At 63.8% G+C, this 22421-nt stretch carries 21 protein-coding genes; 17 read left to right on the forward strand and 4 right to left on the reverse strand.

Translation table 11 applies throughout. The features are described 5' to 3' along the window. Positions 1 to 106: 106 nt before the first annotated feature. Positions 107 to 841 (forward strand): ParA family protein, encoded by a 735-nt coding sequence (locus tag WBP07_RS18995; RefSeq protein ID WP_232037482.1) that lies wholly within the window; start codon positions 107 to 109, stop codon positions 839 to 841. Next, entirely contained in the window at positions 834 to 1211 is a 378-nt protein-coding gene (locus WBP07_RS19000; RefSeq protein WP_395395900.1) for a hypothetical protein, read from the forward strand. Before WBP07_RS18995 ends, WBP07_RS19000 begins: the two co-directional genes overlap by 8 nt. Positions 1212 to 1249: 38 nt before the next feature. Here WBP07_RS19000 and WBP07_RS19005 read toward each other — a convergent pair whose 3' ends face one another. Continuing rightward, positions 1250 to 2365 carry a replication initiation protein gene (locus WBP07_RS19005; protein ID WP_048938895.1) on the reverse strand — a complete coding sequence of 372 codons (1116 nt, stop codon included), beginning with the start codon at positions 2363 to 2365 and terminating at the stop codon, positions 1250 to 1252. Positions 2366 to 3374: 1009 nt separating this feature from the next. On the opposite strand from WBP07_RS19005, the gene WBP07_RS19010 reads away from it, so the two are divergent. From WBP07_RS19010 to WBP07_RS19035, 6 genes are all read left to right on the forward strand, one after another. After that, positions 3375 to 4379 carry an amidohydrolase family protein gene (locus WBP07_RS19010; protein ID WP_395395901.1) on the forward strand — a complete coding sequence of 335 codons (1005 nt, stop codon included), beginning with the start codon at positions 3375 to 3377 and terminating at the stop codon, positions 4377 to 4379. A 131-nt stretch (positions 4380 to 4510) separates the two neighbouring features. Next, positions 4511 to 5080, forward strand: a complete 570-nt coding sequence (locus WBP07_RS19015) for a hypothetical protein (protein ID WP_048938897.1) — start codon at positions 4511 to 4513, stop codon at positions 5078 to 5080. Between the two features lie 179 nt (positions 5081 to 5259). Then, a complete protein-coding gene (locus WBP07_RS19020) occupies positions 5260 to 6765 on the forward strand; it encodes a Do family serine endopeptidase (protein WP_395395924.1) in 1506 nt (501 codons plus the stop codon). A 470-nt stretch (positions 6766 to 7235) separates the two neighbouring features. Then, the gene (locus tag WBP07_RS19025; protein WP_048938898.1) at positions 7236 to 7901 is read left to right on the forward strand and encodes a YoaK family protein; all 666 of its coding nucleotides are present in this window, start codon (positions 7236 to 7238) and stop codon (positions 7899 to 7901) included. Further along, positions 7898 to 8797 carry a fused MFS/spermidine synthase gene (locus WBP07_RS19030; RefSeq protein WP_395395902.1) on the forward strand — a complete coding sequence of 300 codons (900 nt, stop codon included), beginning with the start codon at positions 7898 to 7900 and terminating at the stop codon, positions 8795 to 8797. The genes WBP07_RS19025 and WBP07_RS19030 overlap by 4 nt, the downstream gene beginning before the upstream one ends. A gap of 83 nt (positions 8798 to 8880) precedes the next feature. After that, complete coding sequence (locus WBP07_RS19035; RefSeq protein ID WP_395395903.1) at positions 8881 to 9744, forward strand: toprim domain-containing protein; 864 nt, start codon at positions 8881 to 8883, stop codon at positions 9742 to 9744. A gap of 155 nt (positions 9745 to 9899) precedes the next feature. Here the strand turns inward: WBP07_RS19035 and WBP07_RS19040 are convergent, their stop codons facing one another. Continuing rightward, complete coding sequence (locus tag WBP07_RS19040; protein WP_036529417.1) at positions 9900 to 10082, reverse strand: hypothetical protein; 183 nt, start codon at positions 10080 to 10082, stop codon at positions 9900 to 9902. A 398-nt stretch (positions 10083 to 10480) separates the two neighbouring features. On the opposite strand from WBP07_RS19040, the gene WBP07_RS19045 reads away from it, so the two are divergent. The 8 genes from WBP07_RS19045 (at position 10481) to WBP07_RS19080 (ending at position 17121) form a co-directional block, all read left to right on the forward strand. Then, positions 10481 to 11581 carry a glycosyltransferase family 4 protein gene (locus tag WBP07_RS19045; protein ID WP_244917350.1) on the forward strand — a complete coding sequence of 367 codons (1101 nt, stop codon included), beginning with the start codon at positions 10481 to 10483 and terminating at the stop codon, positions 11579 to 11581. Then, entirely contained in the window at positions 11578 to 12498 is a 921-nt protein-coding gene (locus WBP07_RS19050; RefSeq protein ID WP_395395904.1) for a glycosyltransferase, read from the forward strand. The genes WBP07_RS19045 and WBP07_RS19050 overlap by 4 nt, the downstream gene beginning before the upstream one ends. After that, the gene (locus WBP07_RS19055) at positions 12495 to 13544 is read left to right on the forward strand and encodes a glycosyltransferase (RefSeq protein ID WP_380823538.1); all 1050 of its coding nucleotides are present in this window, start codon (positions 12495 to 12497) and stop codon (positions 13542 to 13544) included. The genes WBP07_RS19050 and WBP07_RS19055 overlap by 4 nt, the downstream gene beginning before the upstream one ends. After that, the gene (locus WBP07_RS19060; protein ID WP_036529389.1) at positions 13541 to 14650 is read left to right on the forward strand and encodes an acyl-CoA dehydrogenase family protein; all 1110 of its coding nucleotides are present in this window, start codon (positions 13541 to 13543) and stop codon (positions 14648 to 14650) included. Before WBP07_RS19055 ends, WBP07_RS19060 begins: the two co-directional genes overlap by 4 nt. Beyond that, positions 14644 to 15312 carry a PIG-L deacetylase family protein gene (locus WBP07_RS19065; RefSeq protein ID WP_095687470.1) on the forward strand — a complete coding sequence of 223 codons (669 nt, stop codon included), beginning with the start codon at positions 14644 to 14646 and terminating at the stop codon, positions 15310 to 15312. The genes WBP07_RS19060 and WBP07_RS19065 overlap by 7 nt, the downstream gene beginning before the upstream one ends. Then, positions 15309 to 15890: a class I SAM-dependent DNA methyltransferase gene (locus WBP07_RS19070; RefSeq protein ID WP_395395925.1), complete on the forward strand. Its 582-nt coding sequence runs from the start codon at positions 15309 to 15311 to the stop codon at positions 15888 to 15890. Before WBP07_RS19065 ends, WBP07_RS19070 begins: the two co-directional genes overlap by 4 nt. Beyond that, complete coding sequence (locus WBP07_RS19075) at positions 15890 to 16723, forward strand: glycosyltransferase family 2 protein (protein WP_395395905.1); 834 nt, start codon at positions 15890 to 15892, stop codon at positions 16721 to 16723. The genes WBP07_RS19070 and WBP07_RS19075 overlap by 1 nt, the downstream gene beginning before the upstream one ends. Positions 16724 to 16827: 104 nt before the next feature. After that, positions 16828 to 17121: a hypothetical protein gene (locus WBP07_RS19080; RefSeq protein ID WP_395395906.1), complete on the forward strand. Its 294-nt coding sequence runs from the start codon at positions 16828 to 16830 to the stop codon at positions 17119 to 17121. 72 nt (positions 17122 to 17193) lie between these two features. On the opposite strand, the gene WBP07_RS19085 is transcribed toward WBP07_RS19080, so the two are convergent. Further along, positions 17194 to 17673: a MucR family transcriptional regulator gene (locus tag WBP07_RS19085; protein WP_395395907.1), complete on the reverse strand. Its 480-nt coding sequence runs from the start codon at positions 17671 to 17673 to the stop codon at positions 17194 to 17196. Between the two features lie 305 nt (positions 17674 to 17978). Between WBP07_RS19085 and WBP07_RS19090 the strand changes: the two genes are divergently transcribed. Further along, positions 17979 to 22217 (forward strand): strawberry notch-like NTP hydrolase domain-containing protein, encoded by a 4239-nt coding sequence (locus WBP07_RS19090; protein ID WP_395395926.1) that lies wholly within the window; start codon positions 17979 to 17981, stop codon positions 22215 to 22217. Here the strand turns inward: WBP07_RS19090 and WBP07_RS19095 are convergent. Then, positions 22192 to 22410: a hypothetical protein gene (locus WBP07_RS19095; RefSeq protein ID WP_395395908.1), complete on the reverse strand. Its 219-nt coding sequence runs from the start codon at positions 22408 to 22410 to the stop codon at positions 22192 to 22194. The two genes, WBP07_RS19090 and WBP07_RS19095, sit on opposite strands and share 26 nt — an antisense overlap. Positions 22411 to 22421 lie beyond the last annotated feature (11 nt).

The raw sequence follows: 22421 nt of genomic DNA on the forward strand, positions 1-22421 counted from the left end.
GCCGCGCACTTGCACGCGCTGTCGCGTGTATACGCGCCTTGCGTGGCGCGGGCGGTGACGCTATCAGTAGCGCTGTCATTGTGTGCGGCGCGGTGCGGGGCGGGCCATGTTTGTGCCGCGCAGTGTGCAGCGCTATCGCATTACAGGAGTTCGCATGCCCGTCATCACGATCGCGCAAAGCAAAGGCGGCGCCGGCAAGACCACGCTCGCGCTCGCGCTCGCTTCCGAATTCGAGGCGCTCGGCGGTTCGGTCTTCATGCTCGATGCCGACCGTCAGAACAGCTTGCTCAACTGGTATCGGGATCGGATGAATGCCGACAGGGGAGGGGAGGGGCGCATCACGGTGGAAGACGCCTCGCAGCTCCGGGACGCGGACATTGGACCCGCTATCGCGCGCGCGCGCGATGCCGCACAGCTCGTCATTGTCGATTCCGAGGGCACTTCGAACTTCAAGACCGCCTACGCCGCGATGGATTCTGATTTCGTCGTCATTCCGACGCGCTCATCCCGCCTCGATCTCGAGCGCACCGTGGAAACCAGCGACATGCTGGGCAAGATGTGCGGCGGCGTACCTTACAGGGTCCTGATCACGCAGACAGGGCAGGTCGCCCGCTCCAAGGCCGAATGGGAGATCGACAGCCAGATCAGCAATGCTCTGCCGACGTTCAATGAGCAGATGCATACGCTCGACGCGTTCCGCGCCATGTCCAACTATCGCATGACGCTGGCCGAGGTGGAGGCCGCGGGCCTGGCCAAGACCGAGAAGGCGCGGCGCATCGCGCAAGGCATCCTGGCCGACATACTCAGCGAAATTCAGAACAAGGAGGCCGTCAATGCCTGAGCCCAAGTCTGCTGCCGGCGCGATGGGGGACATCATCGGCTCCACCCGGCAGCGCATCGAGCATAGCGAAGACCCGGCCGACCGCCTCAAGAACCTGATCGCTGCGACGCCGAAGCCCGCTCCGGCCGCCGCACCGGCGCCAACCACGCTTCCGTCCGGCTATTTCCCGCAAGTCGCGAGCGAAGTGGGCATCATCCCGAAGCGCAAGCCGCAGCGTGGTCCCGCGCGCTCGCTCCATATCAGCATGCGCCTGTCGCCGCCCGAGCGCGACCGGCTCGTTCGCTGGTGCGACGATCGCAACCTCAGCCTGCCCGACGGCATCATGGCGCTGATCGATCTCGCGGAAGGGCAGGGGGGTAGCGGGGAGTAGGGCCCGGCTCTTTATGTGAGGAATGGGGGGAGGGGACTTCAGGGCGTCCCGCGCATCGCGACCCAGCTTTTGCAGAAGCCTTCCCACGATTTGTAGAGAGCGGCGCCCGTCAGGGTCTCCAGCTTTGCGCCCATTTTTTGCCTGTAGGCATCGGCAATCATGTCCTTGTCCCAGCCTCCGCCAAAATCGCGAAAGATCGTGATAATGCGTTGGTCAGGGCAGAAACTGAGCGATCCCGAGGGGAAAGGGCGCGCCGGGGGCAGGGGAACGGGCGGCGTTGCGACCGTCTCGACCGTTCCGTCCCGCCTGGCACGCCGACCCACCTTCGGCCGATCGAGCTCCTTGGCGGTTTCCTCCTGATCGACGGGATCCTTGGGACTGAATGTGAGCTTCACAGCCTCGACAGGCCGTCCGCGCCCCGACCCGCGGATCTCGTCCCATTCCACGGTGAAATCCGCAAGCTGGTCAATCTCCAGCTTCGATTTTGCCAGGACATCGCGGCGGAATTCCGCGAAATTCTTGAAGCTACCCTCCGGCACGCCCAGACGCCGGCGCAGTTCCTCAACCTCCATCTTCACGACGCGGTTCTGCCGGTTGATGATCAGGCAGCCCAGGTCATAGAGCGTCAGCGAATAGCGTGACTGCAGCGCCAGCATGACGCCCAGGTTGACCCGCGCATAATAGTCCGAGCGCTGCATCACGCGCTTGAAGGCTTCCGAAAACTCGTACTCAACGACGCTCATGCCGTCTTCGGAGATTTCCTCGACGCAGCTTGAGAGCAGGGACTGCGACATAATCGCGGGCTTGCCCTTTTTGGTCGTCGTGCGAATGCGCACGATCACGCGCAAAAGCTCGTCCATCACGGGCTGGATGCGTTCATTGCCCTTGTGCGATCCGCGCAGCTCCTTCTTGGTAATCGTGAAGTTTCTGTCCTCGCCAGCGTCCGGCCCAGCCTTGCGCAGCATGAGGGCGAAGGCCTTGCGCCCGGCAGCGCTCAAGGAGCCAGTTTCAAACTCGGATTCGACGAGTTCGCCCGGTTTGCTTACAAAATCGAGATCGCGGCGGCGAATCACATCGGCGACCCGGAGCGTCCGGCTAAGGCCATCCGCTTCCGGGGAAACCTCGATCTCAACGATGTCCGAATCGGGCTTCATGTGAGTTGCATATCATCACCTTGTCATAAAGAGAACATCCCCCCGTTCACTCACATAGACGTGCCCCCGAGCCCTCACATAAAGGCTGACAGGGGCGCAAACCGGCGGCCCCCGACCACTCATATAAAGAAATTGCCCGACTCGCGGATTCGCTGCGAGTCTCGCGATATCCCCCGATCGCTCATATAAAGATCTCGCCGCGGTATTCGGACCCGCGCCGCTTTTACCAGCCGCATGGCAGCATCCCCCGCGCACTCACATTAACGCCACCACATCTACCTGATTTTACTAGCCTTTTCGCCAGCACCCCGATCACTCATATAAAGCGACTCGGTTCGAAATAGCGAATTTGTCGGTATCTGAGGCCCCCCCGGAAGCTCATATAAACGGGCGGGGAAGGGCAGGGGGATCACCCCCGATCGCTCACATAAAGAAGGTCGGTCGAGGTTTAGGGTGGGCGTCGTACCAAAAAGGCTGGCCTTTCAAGCCATTCCCGTGTTGTTTTGCAAGATACTGGGACGATTCCCCCGATCCCTCACATAATCCCCCGGCCACTCAGGCAAAGGCCCCCGGCCGCTCGCATAAAGGCCCCCGAGTCCTCACGATAAAGCCCCCAGCCGCTCACATGAACGGGGTCTAACCCATTGGTTCCATGGGCGAAATTGCCCCTGAATCTTAGAATCATTGAAATATAGAAGCTCCCGCGCTCCGCTTGGGCGTTTTTAAAGATGGATTTTTGAGGAAGAAGCACCCTTCCGCGGTGCCGCCGAAGTTGTGCACCATGCCCTGGTCGGCTGCCCCCCCAACCCCATATCATCCTCGCCGGAGCAACACATCCTTCAAGCCAAACTTCCGTGCAATCGATTACCGCCTCTCATCGATCTTGAACGCCGCTTGACTAACGACGCGACCGTATCAAGGTGATCGTGCTGAGAATCAGGCGTGTTCAGCGGCACCAGGGGATACTGTTTTGACGGGCAAGATCATGCGCAATGGGGCGGAATGTACAATGAGCCGGCGAGCGCTTTATTACACAGTGGCGCTTGGTTGTATCGTTGCTATCGCCTGTACCGGAACACCAGCTCCCGCTCGGCCAAAGTTCGACGTGATCGACATGCATTTCCACGCCGATCGTCCTGACGATCAGGGACCTCCCGGGGGCAAGGCCTGCGCTCCCTATCCTGAATGGGCTCCGCGCGATCCCGGGCAACCGTTGGACGGGTATCTCGACTGGTTTACCGGCCACCCCGATTGCCCGACCGTGCTGTCATCGCCGGCCGATGCGGATACTCTGCGCGATCGTGGCATCGCCCAGCTGAAACGCTACAATGTGCTGGCCCTTGCCGGCGGCTCAGCGGAGGTGGTGGATGACTATCGCCGTCATGGGGATGGCCACATACTTCCTGGCATCGGCTTCGGCAGCAGCGGCGCTCTCCCGCCGATTGAAGATCTGCGCCGGCTCCACGCCGAAGGCAAAATGCAGGCGCTGAGCGAGATTACCACGCAATATGCCGGCATCGCCCCCGACGACCCACGCATCGAGCCCTATTTCGCTTTCGCAGAGGCCAACGACATCCCGATCGGCATCCACATGGGGCCCGGGCCACCTGGCACAGCTTACTTCGCCACGCCGCATTATCTCGTCTCGGCTGGTGATCCGCTCCGCCTAGAACCCGTGCTCATCCGTCATCCCAAGCTGCGGGTCTATGTTGCCCACGCCGGCTGGCCTTTCGGAGACGCGATGATCGCGATGATGTTCGCCCATCCGCAACTCTATGTCGATGTGGCTGTTCTCGACTGGGCCTATCCCGACCAGCAATTCTACCCCTATCTGCGTCGGCTGATCGACGCCGGTTTCGAACGGCGGATCATGTTTGGGTCCGACAACATGGTATGGCCCGACGCTATCGGAATCGCGATCGAGCGGATCAGACGCGCGCCCTTTCTCACAGAGAGGCAAAAGCGTCTGATCCTCCACGACAACGCCGCCTCCTTCCTTCGCATCGAGGGATAGGGGCGGTACGGCTGGACAAAGCTCTTGTACGCGGAGCGCCGTCCCGCGACACTCTCGCTGAGCCGCAGTCATCGCGCGTTCAGCCTTCGAATGGCAATTTGCCCTGTGCTTGAATTGTAAGGGAGATCCCCATGCGAACCACGCACAAACTTCTGCTCGGCGGCTGCCTTGCCGCCTCGCTGGTGGGCGGTGTGGCCTATGCCGCGTCCCACGAGCACAAAATGACCGTCAACCTGCCGGGCGGTGAGATCGCCCACATCACCTATTTCGGCGATACGCCTCCGCAGGTCAAAATTTCCCAAGCCCAGCCAGACCAGATCGACTTCGTCGATGCGGCGTTCCAGCCCTTCGCGCAGATGGATCGGATCTCTGCGCTGATGGATGCGCAGATGAACGCCATGATGCGGCGCGTCGCGGATATCCATGCCCAAAACGCTGACGTGACGGCGAGCGAGGCACCGCATTTCGTGTCCTTCTCGGGCCTGCCGAAGGGCGCGCAGGTCCACTACAGCTATAGCTCGACCACCATCGGTCCCAATGGTTGCGCACAGAGCGTGACCTGGACCTCGGACGGCACGGCGAGCGCGCAGCCGAAGATGACGAAGACAAGCACCGGCGACTGCAGCGCTGCGGCCAAGCCGCAGTTGCAGACGACCAGCGGGTCGGCGCAGGCTCAGGCGAGTCCATCCCACACGACCTGATGCGGGCCGCCCGGGTCCGGTGACGCTTTGGCCGCGTGCGTGAGCGCGCGGCCATTGGCGTGAGGACATCTCATCGCATTCCTTTGCGGACCCTGCCGCTTTGCCGACATCGACCACCGGCGTAGCCAGTGCCGCGCCGCCCGTTCCCATCTCGAGAAAGGAAGGAAGAGGAGAATTTCGTGCGAAATCCTGACAGGATCTTTGCCTCCCTATTAACCACCGCTGCCGCCCTGGGCCTTGTCATCGGCCAGCCATCGTCCGCTGCAGCGCAATCGCCGCCCGCCGCATCGCCAGTCGTGCCGCGCCCGGGCGCGCCGCAAAGCTTTGCCGATCTCACCGAACGGCTGGCGCCCGCCGTCGTCAACATCTCGACCCGCCAGCGCGTGCAGATGCCGAGCTTCAGCCCCTTTGCCGGCACGCCCTTCGAGCGCTTCTTCGGAAGTCCCACGGGACCGCGCACCCGCGAAGCGCAGTCGCTCGGCTCAGGCTTCATCCTTTCTGCCGACGGCTACATCGTCACCAACAACCACGTCATCACCGCTGATGGGCAGAGCAAGGTCGAGACGATCACGGTCACCCTGCACAATGGCGAGGAATATCCGGCGACCCTCGTCGGCAGCGATCCCGCCTCGGACCTGGCGGTCCTCAAGATCACGTCGCGCAAACCGCTGCCGTTCGTGACCTTCGGCGATTCCACGCGCGTCAGGGTCGGCGACTGGGTCCTCGCGATCGGCAATCCTTTCGGCCTGGGCGGCACGGTCACGGCCGGTATCGTCTCGGCGGTCTACCGCAATACCGGTACAGGGCGCGCCTATGACCGCTATCTGCAGACCGATGCCTCGATCAACCGCGGCAATTCGGGCGGACCGATGTTCGACAGCAGCGGGCGGGTCATCGGCATCAACAATGCGATCTTCTCGCCCACGGGCGGAAATGTCGGGATCGGCTTTGCCATCCCCGCGGAGATCGCCGCGCCGATCGTGGAGAAGCTCAAGGCCGGCAAGGCTATCGAACGCGGCTATCTGGGCGTGACCATACAGCCGATGTCCGAAGACCTCGCGTCATCGCTCGGCGTTCCGCGAGACCGCGGCGAGTTCGTCCAGAGCGTGGAGCCCGGTGGGCCCGCGGCACAGGCCGGCATACGCGCCGGCGACGTCATCCTGCGGGTCGACGGCAAGGACGTCACCCCAAGCCAAAGCCTGTCGTTCCTGGTCGCGAGCATCGATCCTGGCCGCAAGGTCGCAGTCGAACTCATGCGCGGCAACCAGCGCGTGACCGTGACTGCCACGCCAGTGCTTCGTCCCAGCGAGGACAAGCTCGCCCGGCAGGGTTTTGGCCGCGATGACCGCCGTTTCGACGATTTCGACGAGGATCGCGCATCCCCCAGCGAAAAGACGCTCGGGCTTGCCGTGGAACCGCTGACCCCAGGCATCGCGCGTCAACTCGGCGCGAGCGACGTCTCCCAGGGCCTCGTCATCAGCAGCGTCGAGAGCAATTCCGATGCGGCGCGCAAGGGCCTCAGCCGCGGCGACATCATCCTCTCGGCCAACAACCGGCCGGTCGCGAGCGCCGCTGATCTGGAAGCCGCGATCCGGCAGGCCAGGGCGGCGGGACGATCGGCGATCCTGCTACGGGTCAAAGGGCGCGGCGAAGCGCCGGCCTATGTGCCGGTGCGGCTGCGATAGCGCACCGGTAGCCAAGGCAGCGTCCTCGGCCGAGGGCGCTGCCGTCCTGGTAGGGGAGGAGGCGGGCCGGGGCCGGCGGCGGCTGTGCATGTCCAGCGCCCGACTGGTCCAATGATGTTTCATACATCACAATTCAATCTTACGAAATGAGAGCGAATGTGCTAAGGTTCGCGGTGTCAGAAAACGGGCGGAATGATCAGGCATCGATCGAGAGGCGCGTCAGCAAAGCGATTTGCGCTGAGACATAAGCGGGAGACATGATGACGGCGCGGACAATTCGAGAATTCCTTCTCCTTCACAACCAGCGATTGTACGATTTTCTCCGCAAGGGTCTCGCAGACCGGTCGCTTTGCACGCAGGACCTGGCTCGGCTTTCCGCAATCCATCTGGCGAACCGCCGCGAGATTGCGCGGTGGGATCGTGATCTGTCGTGCGGCCTCACGGCCAGCGCCACTTAGGGACGTGGTGCGATGAACCGCTATGCGCGAAGCGTCTGGGGTCTCGCTGCCTGCTTTTCCGCGCTCGCCGGCTTTGTCGACGCGCTCGGCTTCCTCTATCTCGGCGGCTTCTTCGTCTCGTTCATGAGCGGCAACTCCACGCGGCTTGCCGTCGGCTTGAGCGAGCATGTCGCAGACGCCCTGACCGCCGGCGGGCTGATCGCATCCTTTGTCGTGGGCGTCATGCTCGGCTCGCTGTGCGGACGAACCATCAGGCGCGCCCGCCATGGTGCGCTCATGTACCTCATCGCGGCCATGCTGACTGCCGCCTCGTTGCTTGCGGCGGCCGACGCGACCTGGGCTGCGGCCGCGGCGCTCGCCATGGCGATGGGCGCAGAAAATGCCCTGTTCGAACATGATGGCGAGGTACAGATCGGCCTCACCTATATGACCGGCACGCTGGTGAAGCTGGGCCAGCGCCTGTTGTCCGCGCTCATGGGCGGCGACCGGTTCGGATGGGTTCCCTATCTCCTGCTATGGCTCGGCCTCCTGGCGGGCGCGGTGCTGGGCGCCATCCTGTTCGGCGTCATCGGCCACCAGGCCATCTGGGTTGCCGCCGCCTCGGCCTTGCTGCTCGGCATCGCTCTCCATCGCCGCGACGTGAGCCTGACCCCCTCCGCGAAGGCGCCGCGCCAATGACCGACGGGGGCGGGGTAGGGCCGTCGATCGATCTCGAGCTGTTTCACGACATGGTCTTCGATCTGCGGTTCGATCAGCCCGCGCCAGGCAGCAATCTTGAGGGCCGCTTCCAGGGAGCAGGGAACATCCCGATCGCGCTCGACGCGCCTTTTGGCGAGACGGGGCCGATGCTGTTCCGGTTTGGTGACATGTTGTCGCTCCTCTTCGACTGGACCACGGTCCAGAGCGGCATGCGGATCAGCGATCCCGACCATCTCCTGTTCGACTATACGCGCATGATGATGGGCTTCCGCCTGTTCCGTCCCGCGCCCCGAAAGATCGAAATGATTGGCCTGGGTGGCGGATCGCTCGCCAAGGCCTGCTATCGCTGCCTGCCCCAGTGCGACATTACCGTTGTCGAGATCGATCCCGCAGTCATCGCCCTGCGCGAGCAGTTCCACATCCCGCCCGACAACGACCGGTTCCGCGTCATCTGCGCCGATGGCCTGGACTATATCCTCAGCGCCCCCGGCGCGCCCGACATCCTCATTCTCGACGGCTTTGACAGCCGGGGCCTTCCCCCCGCGCTGAGCGAGCGGTCCTTCTACGACAGCTGCCGAGATCGCCTCGGCAGAAACGGACTGCTGGTGGCCAATCTGTGCGACAATGCCATGGCCTTTGCCACGCTCGAACGCCGTATCGGGGCCAGCTTCGAGAACCGCACGATCGTCGTTCCGGCCGAAAATGGCGGGAACCGTGTCGTCTTCGCGAGCATCGACCCCGGGTTTCCGCCCGCGCGTCAGACCGTTCGCGGCCATCTGCCCGATACGGATGTCGTCGATTACGATGCCAAGGCTCGCAGGGTCGTCCGAGCCCTTGCGCGCGCTTCGCTCAAGGTGCCCCGGACCGAGCATTGACTTGGTTTGAACGGGCTCAGCAGCCAACGTCCACCCCAAGGAGGAGGAAAGGGGGGAACAGGACGGTAAGCAAGGAGGATATCATGCCGCTTACAGCCCTTAGACCGTCCCAGGAACTCATCGATCTCGTCGGCGCCCTCGGGGGCACGTGGAGCGGTAATGTCGCCATGTGCCGATGCCCCGCCCACGCCGACAGCGACCCCAGCCTTTCAATCCGCCAGGGCGACCGCGGTATCCTCGTGACCTGCTTTGCCGGCTGCGCGCGCGAAGACGTGCTGCGTGAGCTTCGGCGCGTGCGACCGGGCCGACATTTCCCTGCGCCCAGCAGCACTGAAGGGCGGGGAAGGGGCGATCCACAGCGCGTCTGGGACCAGGGCACCGAGATCATCGGTACGCTTGGGGAAACCTACCTGCGCGGGCGCCACCTCGTACCGCTCGTCCAGGGCCTGCGGTTCCATCCACGTTGTCCCTATCTTCCCAAGCCGCGAACGCAGTTTCTTCCCGCCTTGCTGGTGCCCGTCCAGGAAGGTCAGAGCCTGACCGCCATCCAGCGCATCTTCCTGGACCCTGAAGGCCGCTATACGCGCAAGGTCATGCTGGGCACGCCGGGGCGGGGCGCATGGCAGGGCGGACACCCAGGAGAGACCCTGGCGATTGCCGAGGGCTTCGAGACGGCTTGGGCCTTTATCTTGCTGACCGGCATTCCCTGCTGGGCAAGCTTGGGCGCACGCAGGCTTCATCAGATGACCATACCGCCTCGCGTGAAGCGGCTATTCCTTGCCAGTGACAATGATCTGGAAGGACGGCGCGCGGCGGCCCAGGCGAAGGATTACTACGCCCGCGATGACCTCGACATTGTCCACATGCCTCCCCCCGGTTGCGCGAAGGATTGGGCCCGCGTGCTCGAAGCCAGGGTCGAGAGCCATCAAGAGCTTTGCCCAATATAGCTCAGCGATGATTTTCCCGGCGGCCACTTGAGCAAATGCCCGAGACGAACGGCCGTGATGAGAGACGGGTCGACGTCCTGACACCCGGATGCGGGACGACTAAACAAAAGGACGCCGCACCTTTCGGCGCGGCGCCCTGAAGCTCGCAACGAGCCTTATTCCTTGGCGCCGGTTCCCGGTTCGGTCGTCTTGGGAGCCTTGCCATCTTCGACACGACCTTCGTTACGCAGATCGCGGCCTTCCTGCGCCTTCTTCTTTGCTTCGGGTGTGTCACCGTGTTCGTTCAGCTCTTCCTTCACGAAACCAGCGGCTTCTTTGGCTTTACCTTCGATGCTCATCACACTCTCCTTCTCAAGATACATCTGTAAAACACAAATTGGAAAAACCTGTTCCCAAGCTGGTTTCTGGATACGCAAACAGGCCTTCAGCGGCCGGCTTTCATCTCCCTGGACAGATGACGAAGCAAAGTGCACAAAAGGTAACCTCAATAAATGGGTATGCATGATCGCAAATGCAGGGATCTCGCTCATAAAAGCGCAATGGTATCGTTAATTAGGTCAGTTAAAGTTAGAACAGAAGTGTCTTCGAGCAACCCAAAGCGTAATGGTAACTATAGTCCTGTGAATCACGCCGATCGCGCACCCAGAAAATGCCCCGGAGCCGGGAAATAATCCTTCTCATGTGCGTTAGTTTTCCAGCGATGGCGAACCATCTGGATCGTCGCGGGGAGTCGTTGATGCGCGTTGCGATAATAGCTCATTTAAAGTTCCCGATCGGTGAGCCCTTCGCGGGCGGGCTGGAGATGCACACTCACATGCTCGCACGGTCGCTGCGCGAACGTGGACACGAGGTTACTCTCTTTGCATCGACGCGCTCCGATCCCGCATTGGGTGTCGAAGCGATCTGCGATGAAACCTCGCTTCTTGAAACGGGCATCGCCGAAGCCAATGATGTCGCCTTCTTCCGCGAACATCATGCCTATCTTGGATTGATGACCGAACTACGGTCGCGATCCTTCGATGTGATCCATAACAATTCCTTGCACTATCTTCCCGTCAGCATGGCGGAAACGCTTGCCAGTCCCGTCCTGACGACGCTCCACACGCCGCCCTTTTGCTGGCTGGAAAGCGGGGTACGGCTCAACCGCGGGCCGATGACCTATGTCGCTGTGTCGAAGGCAACGGCTCACATGTGGAGCCACGTGGCGAAAACGGATCATATCATTCCCAACGGCATCGACCTGACGCATTTTCCCTATCAACCGGTCGCGAGCGAGACACCTTATCTCGTCTGGTATGGCCGGATCGTCCCGGAAAAGGGGCTGGACTATGCGATCGATGCGGCCCGCCTTGCCGGACTGCCGTTGCGTATCGCTGGCCCCATCTCGAACCAGAGCTATTTCGACGAGGCCGTCGCGCCTCGACTGGGAGCGAATGTCGAATATGTCGGCCATCTTTATCATCGCGAACTCGCCCAACTCGTGGGCGGGGCGATCGCCGCGCTGTGCACGCCGCGCTGGGAAGAGCCTTATGGCCTGGTCGTGGCGGAGGCGTTGGCATGCGGCACCCCCGTGGCCGCGTTCCGGCGCGGCGGCGTGCCTGCGCTGTTGACCGAAGAGTGCGGCGTTCTTGCAAAGCCCGACGATGTCGCGTCGCTCGCCTCTGCGGCGCTCGCAGCGTCGGGGCTGAGCCGCAGCGCGTGCAGGGCACATGCGGAGCGATATTGCGACGCGCAGCGCATGGTCGACGAGTATGAAGCTGTATATCGAAGGCTCGTTGCCCTCCCGGCTCTCGCCGCCGAGCCAGAGACCGCACCGCTCATTGCCAGCGTTGCATGACCCCCGCTGTCTGCGTCTGCATACCGGCCCGAAATGAGGCTGAGCATATCGGCCGCTTGATTGACGCCTTGGCGCAGCAAACTGTTCAAACCTTCGCTGTCGCTATCTGCGTGAACAATAGTAGCGATGCCACGCACGCAACAGCGGTAGACGCCATGCTTCGATCCCACGCGGCGTTCGATCTTCACATCGTCCAGCGCGTGTTCGAGCCCGCGCGGGCCCATGCCGGATCCGCCCGCCGCGCCGCGATGGACATGGGCGCTGATCTTATCTCGTCCGAAGGCATGCTGCTTTCCACAGACGCCGACTGTCGACCGCCTCTGGACTGGGTGGAGACCAATTTAAGGCACTTTTCCGCCGATCGGATCATTGGCGGCCGCATCGAGCTTGACGAGCTTGAGGCGGAAACGGCGGCGGGCATTTTCTTGCTACGCCGCCGGTTCGATGCCTATTGGCGGGCGGTGCGTGCGATCGAGGACGCCATCGATCCGGTCCCCTGGGATAGGCCGCCCCGGCACGGCGATCATACAGGGGCAAGCCTTGCCCTATCGGTCGAGCTTTATCGCCAAGCCGGCGGCGTACCGCTCCTGTCCTCCGGCGAGGATCGCGCCCTGGTCGAAGCCGCATGTGGTGCAGGCGGCAAACTGATCCACCCCTACGCCGTATGGACCCGCGCATCCGCCCGAACCGCCGGCCGCGCCAGTGGCGGCATGGCAGCGGACATGCAGCAATGGATGGACTACGTCGCAAAAGAGAAGAATCCCATGGTTCCCGCTCTATCGCACTGGGAGGAGCGCGCCCGCTGGCGGCTATGGGCCAAGGGAGAGATGAGCGCCGCCGATTGCCTGATCGCAGAACGCGCGCTTGCGCCTATGCCCTGCGACATGCCGCTGCCCACCCTGGAAGACATCGGTTGAGCCGCCCGATCGGATATTATATCCATCATCATGGCCACGGCCATCGCCAGCGCGCGATCGCGATCGGGCAATCGCTCGACGATGTCATGCTGATGGGGACCGGTCTTGCCGGCCGGACCGGAAACCTTCCCTTCCTGGACCTGCCCGACGATCGTCTGGACGCGAGTTTCGCGGGTATCGACCACGCCGATCGTCCGGCCTCCTTGCATTATGCGCCGCTGGATCATGAAGGCATCCGTCAGCGTATCAGACGGATGGCAGGCTGGATCGCCGAGGCACGTCCGCGCCTGATGGTGGTGGATGTGTCGGCCGAAGTGGCGATGCTGGCACGACTTGCCTCGGTGCCGACGGTTTATGTTCGGTTGAGCGGGAAACGGCTGGATCCAGCCCATCTGGACGCATTTCGTGGGGCTACGGGGCTGCTTGCGCCGTTCCACGAAGCCATGGACGATGACGACATACCGATCTGGATCCGCGAGAAAACTTTCCATGCGCCGGGCATCATCCAGTCGGATCGACACTATGCGCCCGGCGGGGATAGCACCGTGCTGGTCGTTGTGGGCCGCGGGGGCGGCATCTCCGACGGAGAGCGATGGGCCGCCGCAGCCAGAGCCACGCCCGCATGGCGATGGCGCGTCATAGGGCCCTGCACCATGCCCTGCGACATGCCCGATAATCTCGAATTGCGGGGGTGGGTCGATGACGCGGACGCGCAGATTGCGACTGCCGGGGTGGTCATCGGCGGCGCCGGCGATGGCGTCGTCAGCGCCGTACTATCGGCGCGCCGGCCTTACATCTGTCTACCCGAACCACGGCCCTTCGACGAGCAGATGTCCAAGGCCAACAGCCTGGCTGCCGTGGGCGGTGCGATCCTGTGCCGCGAGCCACCTCATCCGCGGGAGTGGTCCAACCTCATCGATCGGGCGATCGCGCAAAATCAGCAGTGGCCCACTTGCCTGACCGGGGAGAGCGGGCCGCAACGGGTGGCGGAGTGGTTGAACAGCCTTTCTGTCGCTGCCATGGAACATAAAGGTGGTATCGCATGATCCTGGACCAACACGAGCGGGTCATGGAGACGACGGCGGACATCGTCGATCGCCTTGCAACGCTGGGCGCGGGCTACGACGCGGCCCCCAATTTCCCGTGTGATAGCCTAGCGGTTCTGGTGGAGAGCGGTCATCATCGCAGGTTCGCCCCCGAAGCATGCGGAGGGGTTCGCTTTGAAAATGAAGCGGCGCGCGCATGCGCTATGGCGAAGACCTTGCGCGAGGTGGGACGGGGCGACCTTAGTATCGGACGGCTCTACGAAGGGCATGTCAATGCGATGTCGCTGTTCGACTGGTACGGCACGCGCGATCAGCAAGACTGGTTGACCCAGGTTCTGGATCGCGGCGCATGGTTCGGGGTGTGGGCCACCGAGCCTTCCCCCGGCGTACGGATAGTCGGCGGAGCGGCCATGTCTCTTGTCGGCCAGAAGATGTTCGCAAGCGGGGCGGGCGGGCTCGACTATACGCTGGTCACTGCCGCCGGCGAAGGCACCGACCGGCGCCTGGTGATCGTCCCCGCCAACGAGCAGGCCCGAACAGACCTGTCGGGATGGCGGGTCCGGGGGATGCGCGCGAGCGTGAGCGGTCGCTATCTGCTCGACGCAATAGCCGTCGAACCGCGCATGCTGCTGGGCCAACCGGGCGACTATGACCGTGATCCTCGTTTTACGGCCGGAGCCTGGCGCTTCTGCGCGGCGCAACTGGGTGGCATCGAGGCCCTGGTCGCGGAAATCCGATCGACCATGGGCGATGCGGGTCGCAACGAGCCGCAGCAGCGGGCACGGTTTGCCGATGCGGTCGTTGCGGTGCGCACCGCAGGTTTCTGGGTCGATGAAGCGGCACGGCGCTTTGCGTCAGGTCATGACGATGCCGTTGCCGTTGCGCGCCTGACCCGCGGGGTCGTCGAAAATGCAGGCTTTGCCGTGATGGAGGCCGCAGCCCGGATATTGGGGACGCGCAGTGCCTTCGATGGGGAACGGGCGGACAAGATCATTCGCGATCTCTCCCTCTATCTGCGCCAAGCGGGACCCGATCATGCGCGGGACGAGGCCGCCCAAATGCTTCTGGATCACGACATCTGGGACGAGAGTGACCGATTATGGTGAAGGTCGAGCCTCTGGTACAAAGCCGATGGGCATCGGCGCGCTGGCTCGTCCTAGCTCCCCACCCCGACGACGAGACATTGGGGGCGGGCGCGCTGATCGCGCATTGCGCCGCGCAAGACCGGCTCGGTATGATCGCATTTCTGACCGATGGCACGGGCTCGCATCTCGAAACTACGCCGCGCGTCGCTGTGACCAGACGCAAAGAAGCCCGCCACGCACTCGGCAGGCTGGGCGCCCAAGCGGTCCCGACGATCTGGATGGGGTGGCGCGACGCGCATCCCCATCCGATTGACAGCAATCCGTTCATGCGGGAGGCCGGTCGGCTCGCGGCGCTGCTGCGCTGGCGCCGGATCGATGCGATCGCCGTTTCCGACCATAGCGAGGCGCATTGCGACCATGTCGCGGCCTTCAGACTGGCCGAGGCCGCTGTGCACAGGGCGAAGCGCCCGGTCGCTCTGTTCGCCTATCATGTCTGGGGTGAGGCGCCGCGCCTGGCGCGACATATCGCCACGCCGGCCATGCCCGTCGGACAGCGGCGTCAGGCCCTGCTCGCCCATCGAAGCCAGATTTCGCCGGTGATGGGCGATGGATTTCGGCTTCCGCGCGAAAAGCGCCGCATGGCCGCGCGAGACGTGCTGACATTGAGAAGGGATTGCCGATGACCCGCTCGAGCCTGGACGCACAATATTTCGACGACATTTTCGGATCGGATGACGACCCATGGGATCTGGCGTCGAGCGCGTATGAAGCCGCCAAATTTGCCCACACCCATGATGTGCTGGCCGACCGACGGTATGCGCGCGCCCTCGAGATCGGCTGCGCGCATGGCGTTCTGACGGGCTATCTCGCACCCCTGTGCGACAGCCTTCTTGCCGTGGACATCAGCGCGAAGGCGTTGGCGCAGGCGAGGGCGCGCCTGGGCGATCAGCCCGGCGTCAGGCTGGCACGCATGGCGTTCCCGCAGGAGGCCCCCGAAGCCAAGGACTTCGATCTGGTGGTGCTGTCTGAGGTGACCTATTATTGGGATCTGGCCGATCTGGATCGTGCTGGCAAATGGCTGCGCGATCATGTTGTGCGCGGCGGCAGGATCATCCTGGTCCATTACACCGCGCAAACCGATTATCCGCAAAGCGGGGATGCGGCGGTCGAGACCTTGTGGTTCGACATGGCCCAGAAATTCGATGTGGAACTGGCCGAGCGCCGAGATACCTACCGGCTCGACCTGTGGACGCGTCGCTGATGGGCATATCGGTCCTTACCATCGTTCGTAACCGCAGCGCGCATCTGGCGCAGCTTGTCGAGGGCCTGCGCAGAAGCGATCGACAACCCGATGAACTGATCATCGTGGATATGAGTGACGAGCCGGTCGAGGTCGGCGCAGCAAGCTTTCCCGTTCGCATCGATCGGTTCGAGACCCAAGGGCTCCCCCTGGCGGCCGCCCGCAACCGGGCCGCATCCCTGGCCCGGCATGAGATGCTGATCTTCCTTGATGTCGATTGCATTCCTCTGCGCGCGTGCGTCGGCCTGCTGGCCGATACCCTCAGCGAGCACGATAGCCTGCTGTGCGCCGATGTTCGTTATCTTGGCCCCGACGATGCGCGCGGAAGCTGGCAGGAGTGGGACCTGCTTGAACGCGGGCGGGCGCACCCTGTGCGCTCATTTCCTGCCCGCGGCGTGCGCGAGGAGAGCAATGCCGGGCTGTTCTGGTCGCTGGCCTTTGCGCTGCGCCGATCAAGCTTTGCGGCGTTGGGCGGCTTCGATGAGGCGTTCACGGGCTATGGCGCGGAGGACACCGACTTTGGTTTCAGGGCTGTCGCTGCCGGCTTCAGGCTGCTGTTCGTCGGACAGGCCATCGCCTGCCACCAATATCATGAAAGCTATGAACCGCCCGTGCAGCACGTGTCCGATATTGTTCGCAATGCAAAGACATTTCACGCACACTGGAAACGATGGCCGATGGAAGGCTGGCTGCGCGATTTCGAACGGCTTGGACTTGTGCGGTGGCGCGGCAGCACCCTGGAGCTTGTGCGCCTGCCTACTGCAAGCGAAATCTGTGCTTTGCGCGTTGAATAGGCATCTTGATGCGGGCCGATGAGAATGTTCAGTCGAACGACACAGTCTGGAAGGAAGATGCAGACAGCCGACAATGATACCACACATGAGGCAGGAGCCAGTCGATGACCGCCATGTACACCGCGTGGATGAAAGCCGGATTCGATTTCTGGATGCTGGGCACCGAAGCCGGGACAGTCATGACGATGAGGCTTGCCAAGATCGCCGCAGGCGAAGACGATGGAAGCGTCGAAGCGGAATTGATGGTCTCAGAAAAAGTCCGCGCCATGATCGGACTGCAGACCAAGATGATGACCCGTGCCCTTGATACGACGCCATTGAGCAAAACACGCGGCACCCTGAAGCATTATCGCCAAAAGGTGGCGGCAAATGACAGGAGATTACGCCGGTCGCGATAAGCGATCTTCGCGGAACGCCATCGGATCGTGCTAGCCTGTCGCGTTGCCGACCGATAAACCTGCACTTGCAGGCTATGGGCGATCGTCGATCGGCTTGGGGATCGCGATGCCGAGCTTCTTACGGCCCTTGCCAGTGGCGTTCGTCGCCGGAGCCTGTTCGCCAGCCTTTCTCCCCAGCCCTAACGCCTTGGCCAATGTGCTCCGCCGTTCCCGATAGTTCGGCGCGACCATCGGGTAGTCCTTCGGAAGGCCCCATTTTACACGATAGGCTTCGGGCTTCAGCTGATAATGGGTCGCCAGATGGCGCTTGAGCAGCGTCAGCTTCTTGCCATCTTCCAGACACACCAGATAGTCCGGCATGATCGACCGGCGGATCGGAACGGCCGGTTGCAACTTGGCAGTTTCGGACACGGAAGGCGTTGTCCCGGCCTGATCCAGCGCTCCATAGACCGCCTCGATGAGTACCGGCAGGTCGGAGGGAGACACGGAATTGTTCGACACATGGGCCGACACGATATCGGCGGTCAGTCTGACAAGAAGATCGTCGGCCAATCTGTTCTCCGTTGTTAGGGCCCTAAAGCAGCAGCGGCCATCGACCGGCCCGGCCTTCATATTGCGGATCACGCTACCTGCAAGAGCGACATGCGCCGTTCAACATGCAGGGGAAATGCGCGTTCGGCGCGCAGTCTAGCTCTGAGAGCGAATGGTCTCGCGCAGGGGGCCATAGCGAGGCCGAGCGACGTCCCGGAGGGCGCCGGATGACCATCACCATCCCGGCGCGGCGCGGCCCGGAAAAGGGAAGGGGGATCGGAATTGTGATGCTGCCGAAGGGGCAGCTTTCACAGGAGCATACCCTCATGTCCGATCTCTTCGCCGCCGCCGGCGCATCCGACCGCCTTGCTGCCCAGGCCCTGCTTCTCCTGCTGCGCAGGGGGGCGCCCATCACCCGCCGCCAGCTCAACGAAGCGATGACGAGCGCCTTTGGCGGCAACGACGCCGATGGCCGCTGGACACAGCGCGACAGCTTCGAACTCCTGGAGCACGCAACGGCCCTCTATCTGCGCGAGAAGCCCTATGCTCTCGAGAGCTTCGCCGACGTGACGCAGGCCCATGCGCTCGTTCAGCGCCTGCCGACCCAGACCGTGCGCAGCGAAGCGCAGATCGCCTGGCAGCAATTCTCAACGCCCGCCGATATCGCGGCGCTCGCGGTGCTGCTCGCCGACGTCGGGCCGCAGGACGTGGTGCTCGAACCCAGCGCAGGCAATGGCCTTCTCGTCGCACAGCTCGGAGATCATCGGTCGCTCCAACTCAACGAACTCGATCCCACGCGGCGATCGCGGCTGGCGGCCCTGTTCCCCGAAGCCCTGATCACCGGGTATGACGGCGCCGCGATCGGGTCGCTCATGGTCCGGCAAGAGCGGCCGAGCATCATCCTGATGAACCCGCCCTTCTCGCGCTCGCTGGGCCGCGGCGCCGACGACCTGGCCGCTGTGCGGCACCTCCAGGCGGCACTGCGCCACCTTGCCCCGGGTGGACGCCTGGTGGCGATCATGCCCGACTGGTTTGGCCCCAATGCGCGCATGCGCGACCATTTCGAAACCGTGCTGCGCGAGGCGAGCGTGCGAACGTCGCTGCGGCTCGAGAAATGCTACACCAAGCATGGTACGAGCATCGCCGTGCGGGTCTTCGTCATCGATAAGGTCGCGGGGAACGCGCCGCCCGCCGTCATCCAGCGCGCGTCGGTCGAAGAACTGGCCGCGGTCCTCACCGTGCCGCCGCGTGCCGCGCCGCCTGTCATTACAGCACCCGTCCGCGCGGCACCGGTGCCCGCCAAAGGCATCTCGCTCTTCCGCGCGGTCAAGAGCGCTTCGGTCAAGCCGCGCGCCTATTTCGCACCGGCGCGCAACGACGTTCTCCCGGTCGATTATGAGCGCCTCGAAGCCCCGGCACCGCTGCTGGAGCAGACCGGTGTCTATCTGCCCTATCGGCCGAGCCGCATCGTATTCGACAAAGCGGGCGAGCACCCGACCGCACTCGTCGAATCCGTCGCGATGGGATCGATCGCCGCTCCTATCCCACACTATGTGCCCCGACTGCCCGAGCGCACTGTGTCAGAACGCCTGCTCTCCGCCTCCCAGCTCGAAACGGTCGTCTATGCAGGCCATGCCTGGTCGCAGACCCTCCCGGGCCGCTTCAAGCCGGACAAGGAGGGCGCCGGGCTCGTCCTCGCCGAGGACGGGCGGACCTATCGCAAGGGCTTTTTCCTGGGCGACGGCACCGGGGCCGGCAAGGGCCGGCAGGTCGCCGCCTGCATCCTCGACAACTGGCTGCAGGGCCAGCGGCGCAACATCTGGGTCACCAAGAACGAGCCGCTGCTCGAAGATGCGCGGCGCGACTGGACCGCGCTCGGCGGCGTCTCGGCCGATGTCCAGCCGGTCGGCAACTGGAAGATCGACGAGCCCATCACGCTCGAGCAGGGCGTCCTGTTTGTCACCTATCCGACCCTGCGCTCGGCGCGCGGCGATCATAGCCGGCTCAAGCAGATCCTCGACTGGGCGGGCGAGGATTTCGAGGGCGTCATCTTCTTCGACGAAGCGCACGAGATGGGCGGCGTCGCCGGCGGGGAGGGGGCTCTTGGCGCCAAAGCCGGCTCGCAGCAGGGCATCTGCGGCGTGCTCCTCCAGAACCATCTGCCCGGTGCGCGCGTCGGCTACGCTTCGGCCACGGGCGCCTCGGACATCAACAATCTTGCCTATGCGGTCCGGCTCGGGCTCTGGGGCCCGGAAACCTCCTTCCCCGATCGCGAGCAGTTCATCTCCTCGATCCGGCAGGGCGGCATTGCCGCGATGGAACTGGTCGCCCGCGATCTCAAGGCCAGCGGCCTTTATCTCGCCCGCGCCCTGAGCTTTGCCGGGGTCGAATATGACATATTGAAGCACGAGCTGACCCCGGCGCAGATCGAGATCTACGACATCTATGCCGATGCCTGGGCGATCATCCATCGCAACATGGAGGCCGCCCTCGAGCTGACCGGCGTCGTTGACGGCCTCGAAGGCAATACGCTCAACAGCGGCGCCAAGGCCTCGGCGCGCTCGCGCTTCGAGTCGACCAAGCAGCGCTTCTTCGGACAGGTGCTCCTGTCGATGAAATTGCCGACCGTGATCGCGGCCGCCGAGCAGCATCTCGCCGAAGGCAAGTCGGTGGTCATGCAGCTTGTCACCACGGCCGAGTCCATCCTCGACCGCCGCCTGGGCCAGCTCGCCCCGGATGAGCGCGCCGAACTCGATATCGACCTGAGCCCGCGCGAATATGTCATCGACTATCTCGAACGCGCCTTTCCGACCCGGCAAATGCGCGTCTTCACCGACGACACCGGTGCCGAGCGCTCGGTGCCGATGGACGACGAGAACGGCAATCCGGTCTATAATCCGCAGGCGCTCGCGGCGCGCGTCAATCTCATCGAGCAGCTTTGCGCGCTGCCGCCGATTACCTCCGCGCTCGACGGGCTGCTCAATCATTTCGGCCATGACAATGTCGCCGAGATCACGGGACGCACAAAGCGGCTGATCCAGGCGAGCGACGGGCGCCAGAAGCTCGAGACCCGCTCGACCCGAACCAGCCAGGCCGAGGCCGCCGCCTTCATGGGCGGCCTCAAGCGCATCCTCATCTTCAGCGACGCGGGCGGGACTGGCCGCTCCTATCATGCGAGCCTCGATGCGGTGAACCAGGAGCAGCGGGCCCATCTCCTGCTCGAACCCGGCTGGCGGGCCGACCGGGCGATCCAGGGTCTGGGGCGCACCCATCGCACGCATCAGGCCTGCACGCCCCTGTTCCGGCCGGTAACCACCGACTGCAAGGGCGAGCTGCGCTTCACCAGCACCATCGCTCGGCGCCTGGACACGTTGGGCGCGCTGACCCGGGGGCAACGCCAGACCGGAGGACAGAATCTCTTCGACCCCGCCGACAATCTGGAAAGCAGCTACGCCTGCGCGGCGCTGACGAGCTGGTTCCACCTCCTGCACCTGGGCAAGCTCAAGAGCACCACGCTCGCCGAGTTCGAGGAGCGCACCGGCCTCGAGCTCACCGACAAGGACGGCGTGCTGAAGGACGAGCTGCCGCCGATCCAGCGCTGGCTCAACCGGTTGCTTGCGCTCCCGATCGGGCTGCAGAACCGGATCTTCGAGGAGTTTCTCGCCCTCGTCGAAACCCGGGTACAGGCCGCGCGCGAAGCGGGGCGGCTCGACGTCGGCGTGGAGACCATGCTCGTCGATACCGCGACGATCATCGACGACACGATCCTGCGCACCGATCCGGTCAGCGGCGCGACCTCCCACCTCCTCACCATCGAGGTGGCGCGCCGCAAGACGCCTGTCTCGCTCGAGCGCATCCTGCGCATCGCCGAAAGTGATCCCCGCCACGCCTTCCTGCGCAATGCCAAGTCCGGCCTGGTCGCACTGCAAGTGAAGGCCCGCGCCCATATGGAAGAGAAGGACGGCACGCCTATCCCTCGCATCGAACTCATGCGCCCGATCCGCAACGACTATATGCGCCTTGCCGATTTCGCCGAAACCGCCTGGTCACCGATCGACGAGGAGGCTTTCCGCGCACTCTGGGCCGCCGAGGCCGAAGCGGCGGCGGCCCAGGTCGATACCGAGACGATCCGGCTCGCGACCGGGCTCCTGCTGCCGATCTGGTCGGCGCTGCCGAGCGATCATCTCGTCGTCAACCGCATCGCCGACCAGAGCGGCCAGTCCTGGCTCGGCCGCATCGTCTTCGACGATCATGTCGTGCAACTCTACACCAAACTCGGCCTCGATCGCGCCGAGAACCTGCCGCCCGGCGATATCGTCAAGTCCGCGCTCGGCGGTCGCAGCGTCGAACTGACGCAGCCGTTCCCGATGGCGATCAAGCGCGCCGTGGTGAACGGTCTGCCCCGCATCGAACTGGTGGGCGCGCCGCCCGCGCAGCTTGCCTATCTCAAATCGCTCGGCTGCTTCACCGAGATCATCAGCTACCGCACGCGCGTGTTCGTGCCGGTGGAGGGCGCTGCCGACATCTTTGGCAGGCTGCTCAGGCCAGAGGCCCGAGCGGCATAGCCACGATCAGGCTCGCGGCATCCGGCTCGATTTCCAATCCCGCCAGGGGCTGGGTCAGCAGCATGGCCGCGAGCGCCGCTTGGGTCGTTGCCGCGCCAGCCTTGTCGCCCGCCTGTTCGAGCAACTGAACTGCCTTGCGGATCAGGCCGACCGCAAGCGCCCTCTTGTCATGCATCGCTTCCATCGCATCCACTCGTGCTGGTG

It is taken from the genome of Novosphingobium oxfordense (assembly GCF_044029435.1).
GTDB lineage: Bacteria > Pseudomonadota > Alphaproteobacteria > Sphingomonadales > Sphingomonadaceae > Novosphingobium.

Coding starts and splice junctions, on each gene's coding strand:
- WBP07_RS19045 (WP_244917350.1), top strand. CDS start 10,481: ATGCGCGTTGCGATAATAGCTCATTTAAAGTTCCCGATCGGTGAGCCC.
- WBP07_RS19050 (WP_395395904.1), top strand. CDS start 11,578: ATGACCCCCGCTGTCTGCGTCTGCATACCGGCCCGAAATGAGGCTGAG.
- WBP07_RS19040 (WP_036529417.1), bottom strand. CDS start 10,082: ATGAGCATCGAAGGTAAAGCCAAAGAAGCCGCTGGTTTCGTGAAGGAA.
- WBP07_RS19090 (WP_395395926.1), top strand. CDS start 17,979: ATGTCCGATCTCTTCGCCGCCGCCGGCGCATCCGACCGCCTTGCTGCC.
- WBP07_RS19060 (WP_036529389.1), top strand. CDS start 13,541: ATGATCCTGGACCAACACGAGCGGGTCATGGAGACGACGGCGGACATC.
- WBP07_RS19015 (WP_048938897.1), top strand. CDS start 4,511: ATGCGAACCACGCACAAACTTCTGCTCGGCGGCTGCCTTGCCGCCTCG.
- WBP07_RS18995 (WP_232037482.1), top strand. CDS start 107: ATGTTTGTGCCGCGCAGTGTGCAGCGCTATCGCATTACAGGAGTTCGC.
- WBP07_RS19075 (WP_395395905.1), top strand. CDS start 15,890: ATGGGCATATCGGTCCTTACCATCGTTCGTAACCGCAGCGCGCATCTG.
- WBP07_RS19010 (WP_395395901.1), top strand. CDS start 3,375: ATGAGCCGGCGAGCGCTTTATTACACAGTGGCGCTTGGTTGTATCGTT.
- WBP07_RS19035 (WP_395395903.1), top strand. CDS start 8,881: ATGCCGCTTACAGCCCTTAGACCGTCCCAGGAACTCATCGATCTCGTC.
- WBP07_RS19000 (WP_395395900.1), top strand. CDS start 834: ATGCCTGAGCCCAAGTCTGCTGCCGGCGCGATGGGGGACATCATCGGC.
- WBP07_RS19025 (WP_048938898.1), top strand. CDS start 7,236: ATGAACCGCTATGCGCGAAGCGTCTGGGGTCTCGCTGCCTGCTTTTCC.
- WBP07_RS19065 (WP_095687470.1), top strand. CDS start 14,644: ATGGTGAAGGTCGAGCCTCTGGTACAAAGCCGATGGGCATCGGCGCGC.
- WBP07_RS19080 (WP_395395906.1), top strand. CDS start 16,828: ATGACCGCCATGTACACCGCGTGGATGAAAGCCGGATTCGATTTCTGG.
- WBP07_RS19005 (WP_048938895.1), bottom strand. CDS start 2,365: ATGAAGCCCGATTCGGACATCGTTGAGATCGAGGTTTCCCCGGAAGCG.
- WBP07_RS19030 (WP_395395902.1), top strand. CDS start 7,898: ATGACCGACGGGGGCGGGGTAGGGCCGTCGATCGATCTCGAGCTGTTT.
- WBP07_RS19070 (WP_395395925.1), top strand. CDS start 15,309: ATGACCCGCTCGAGCCTGGACGCACAATATTTCGACGACATTTTCGGA.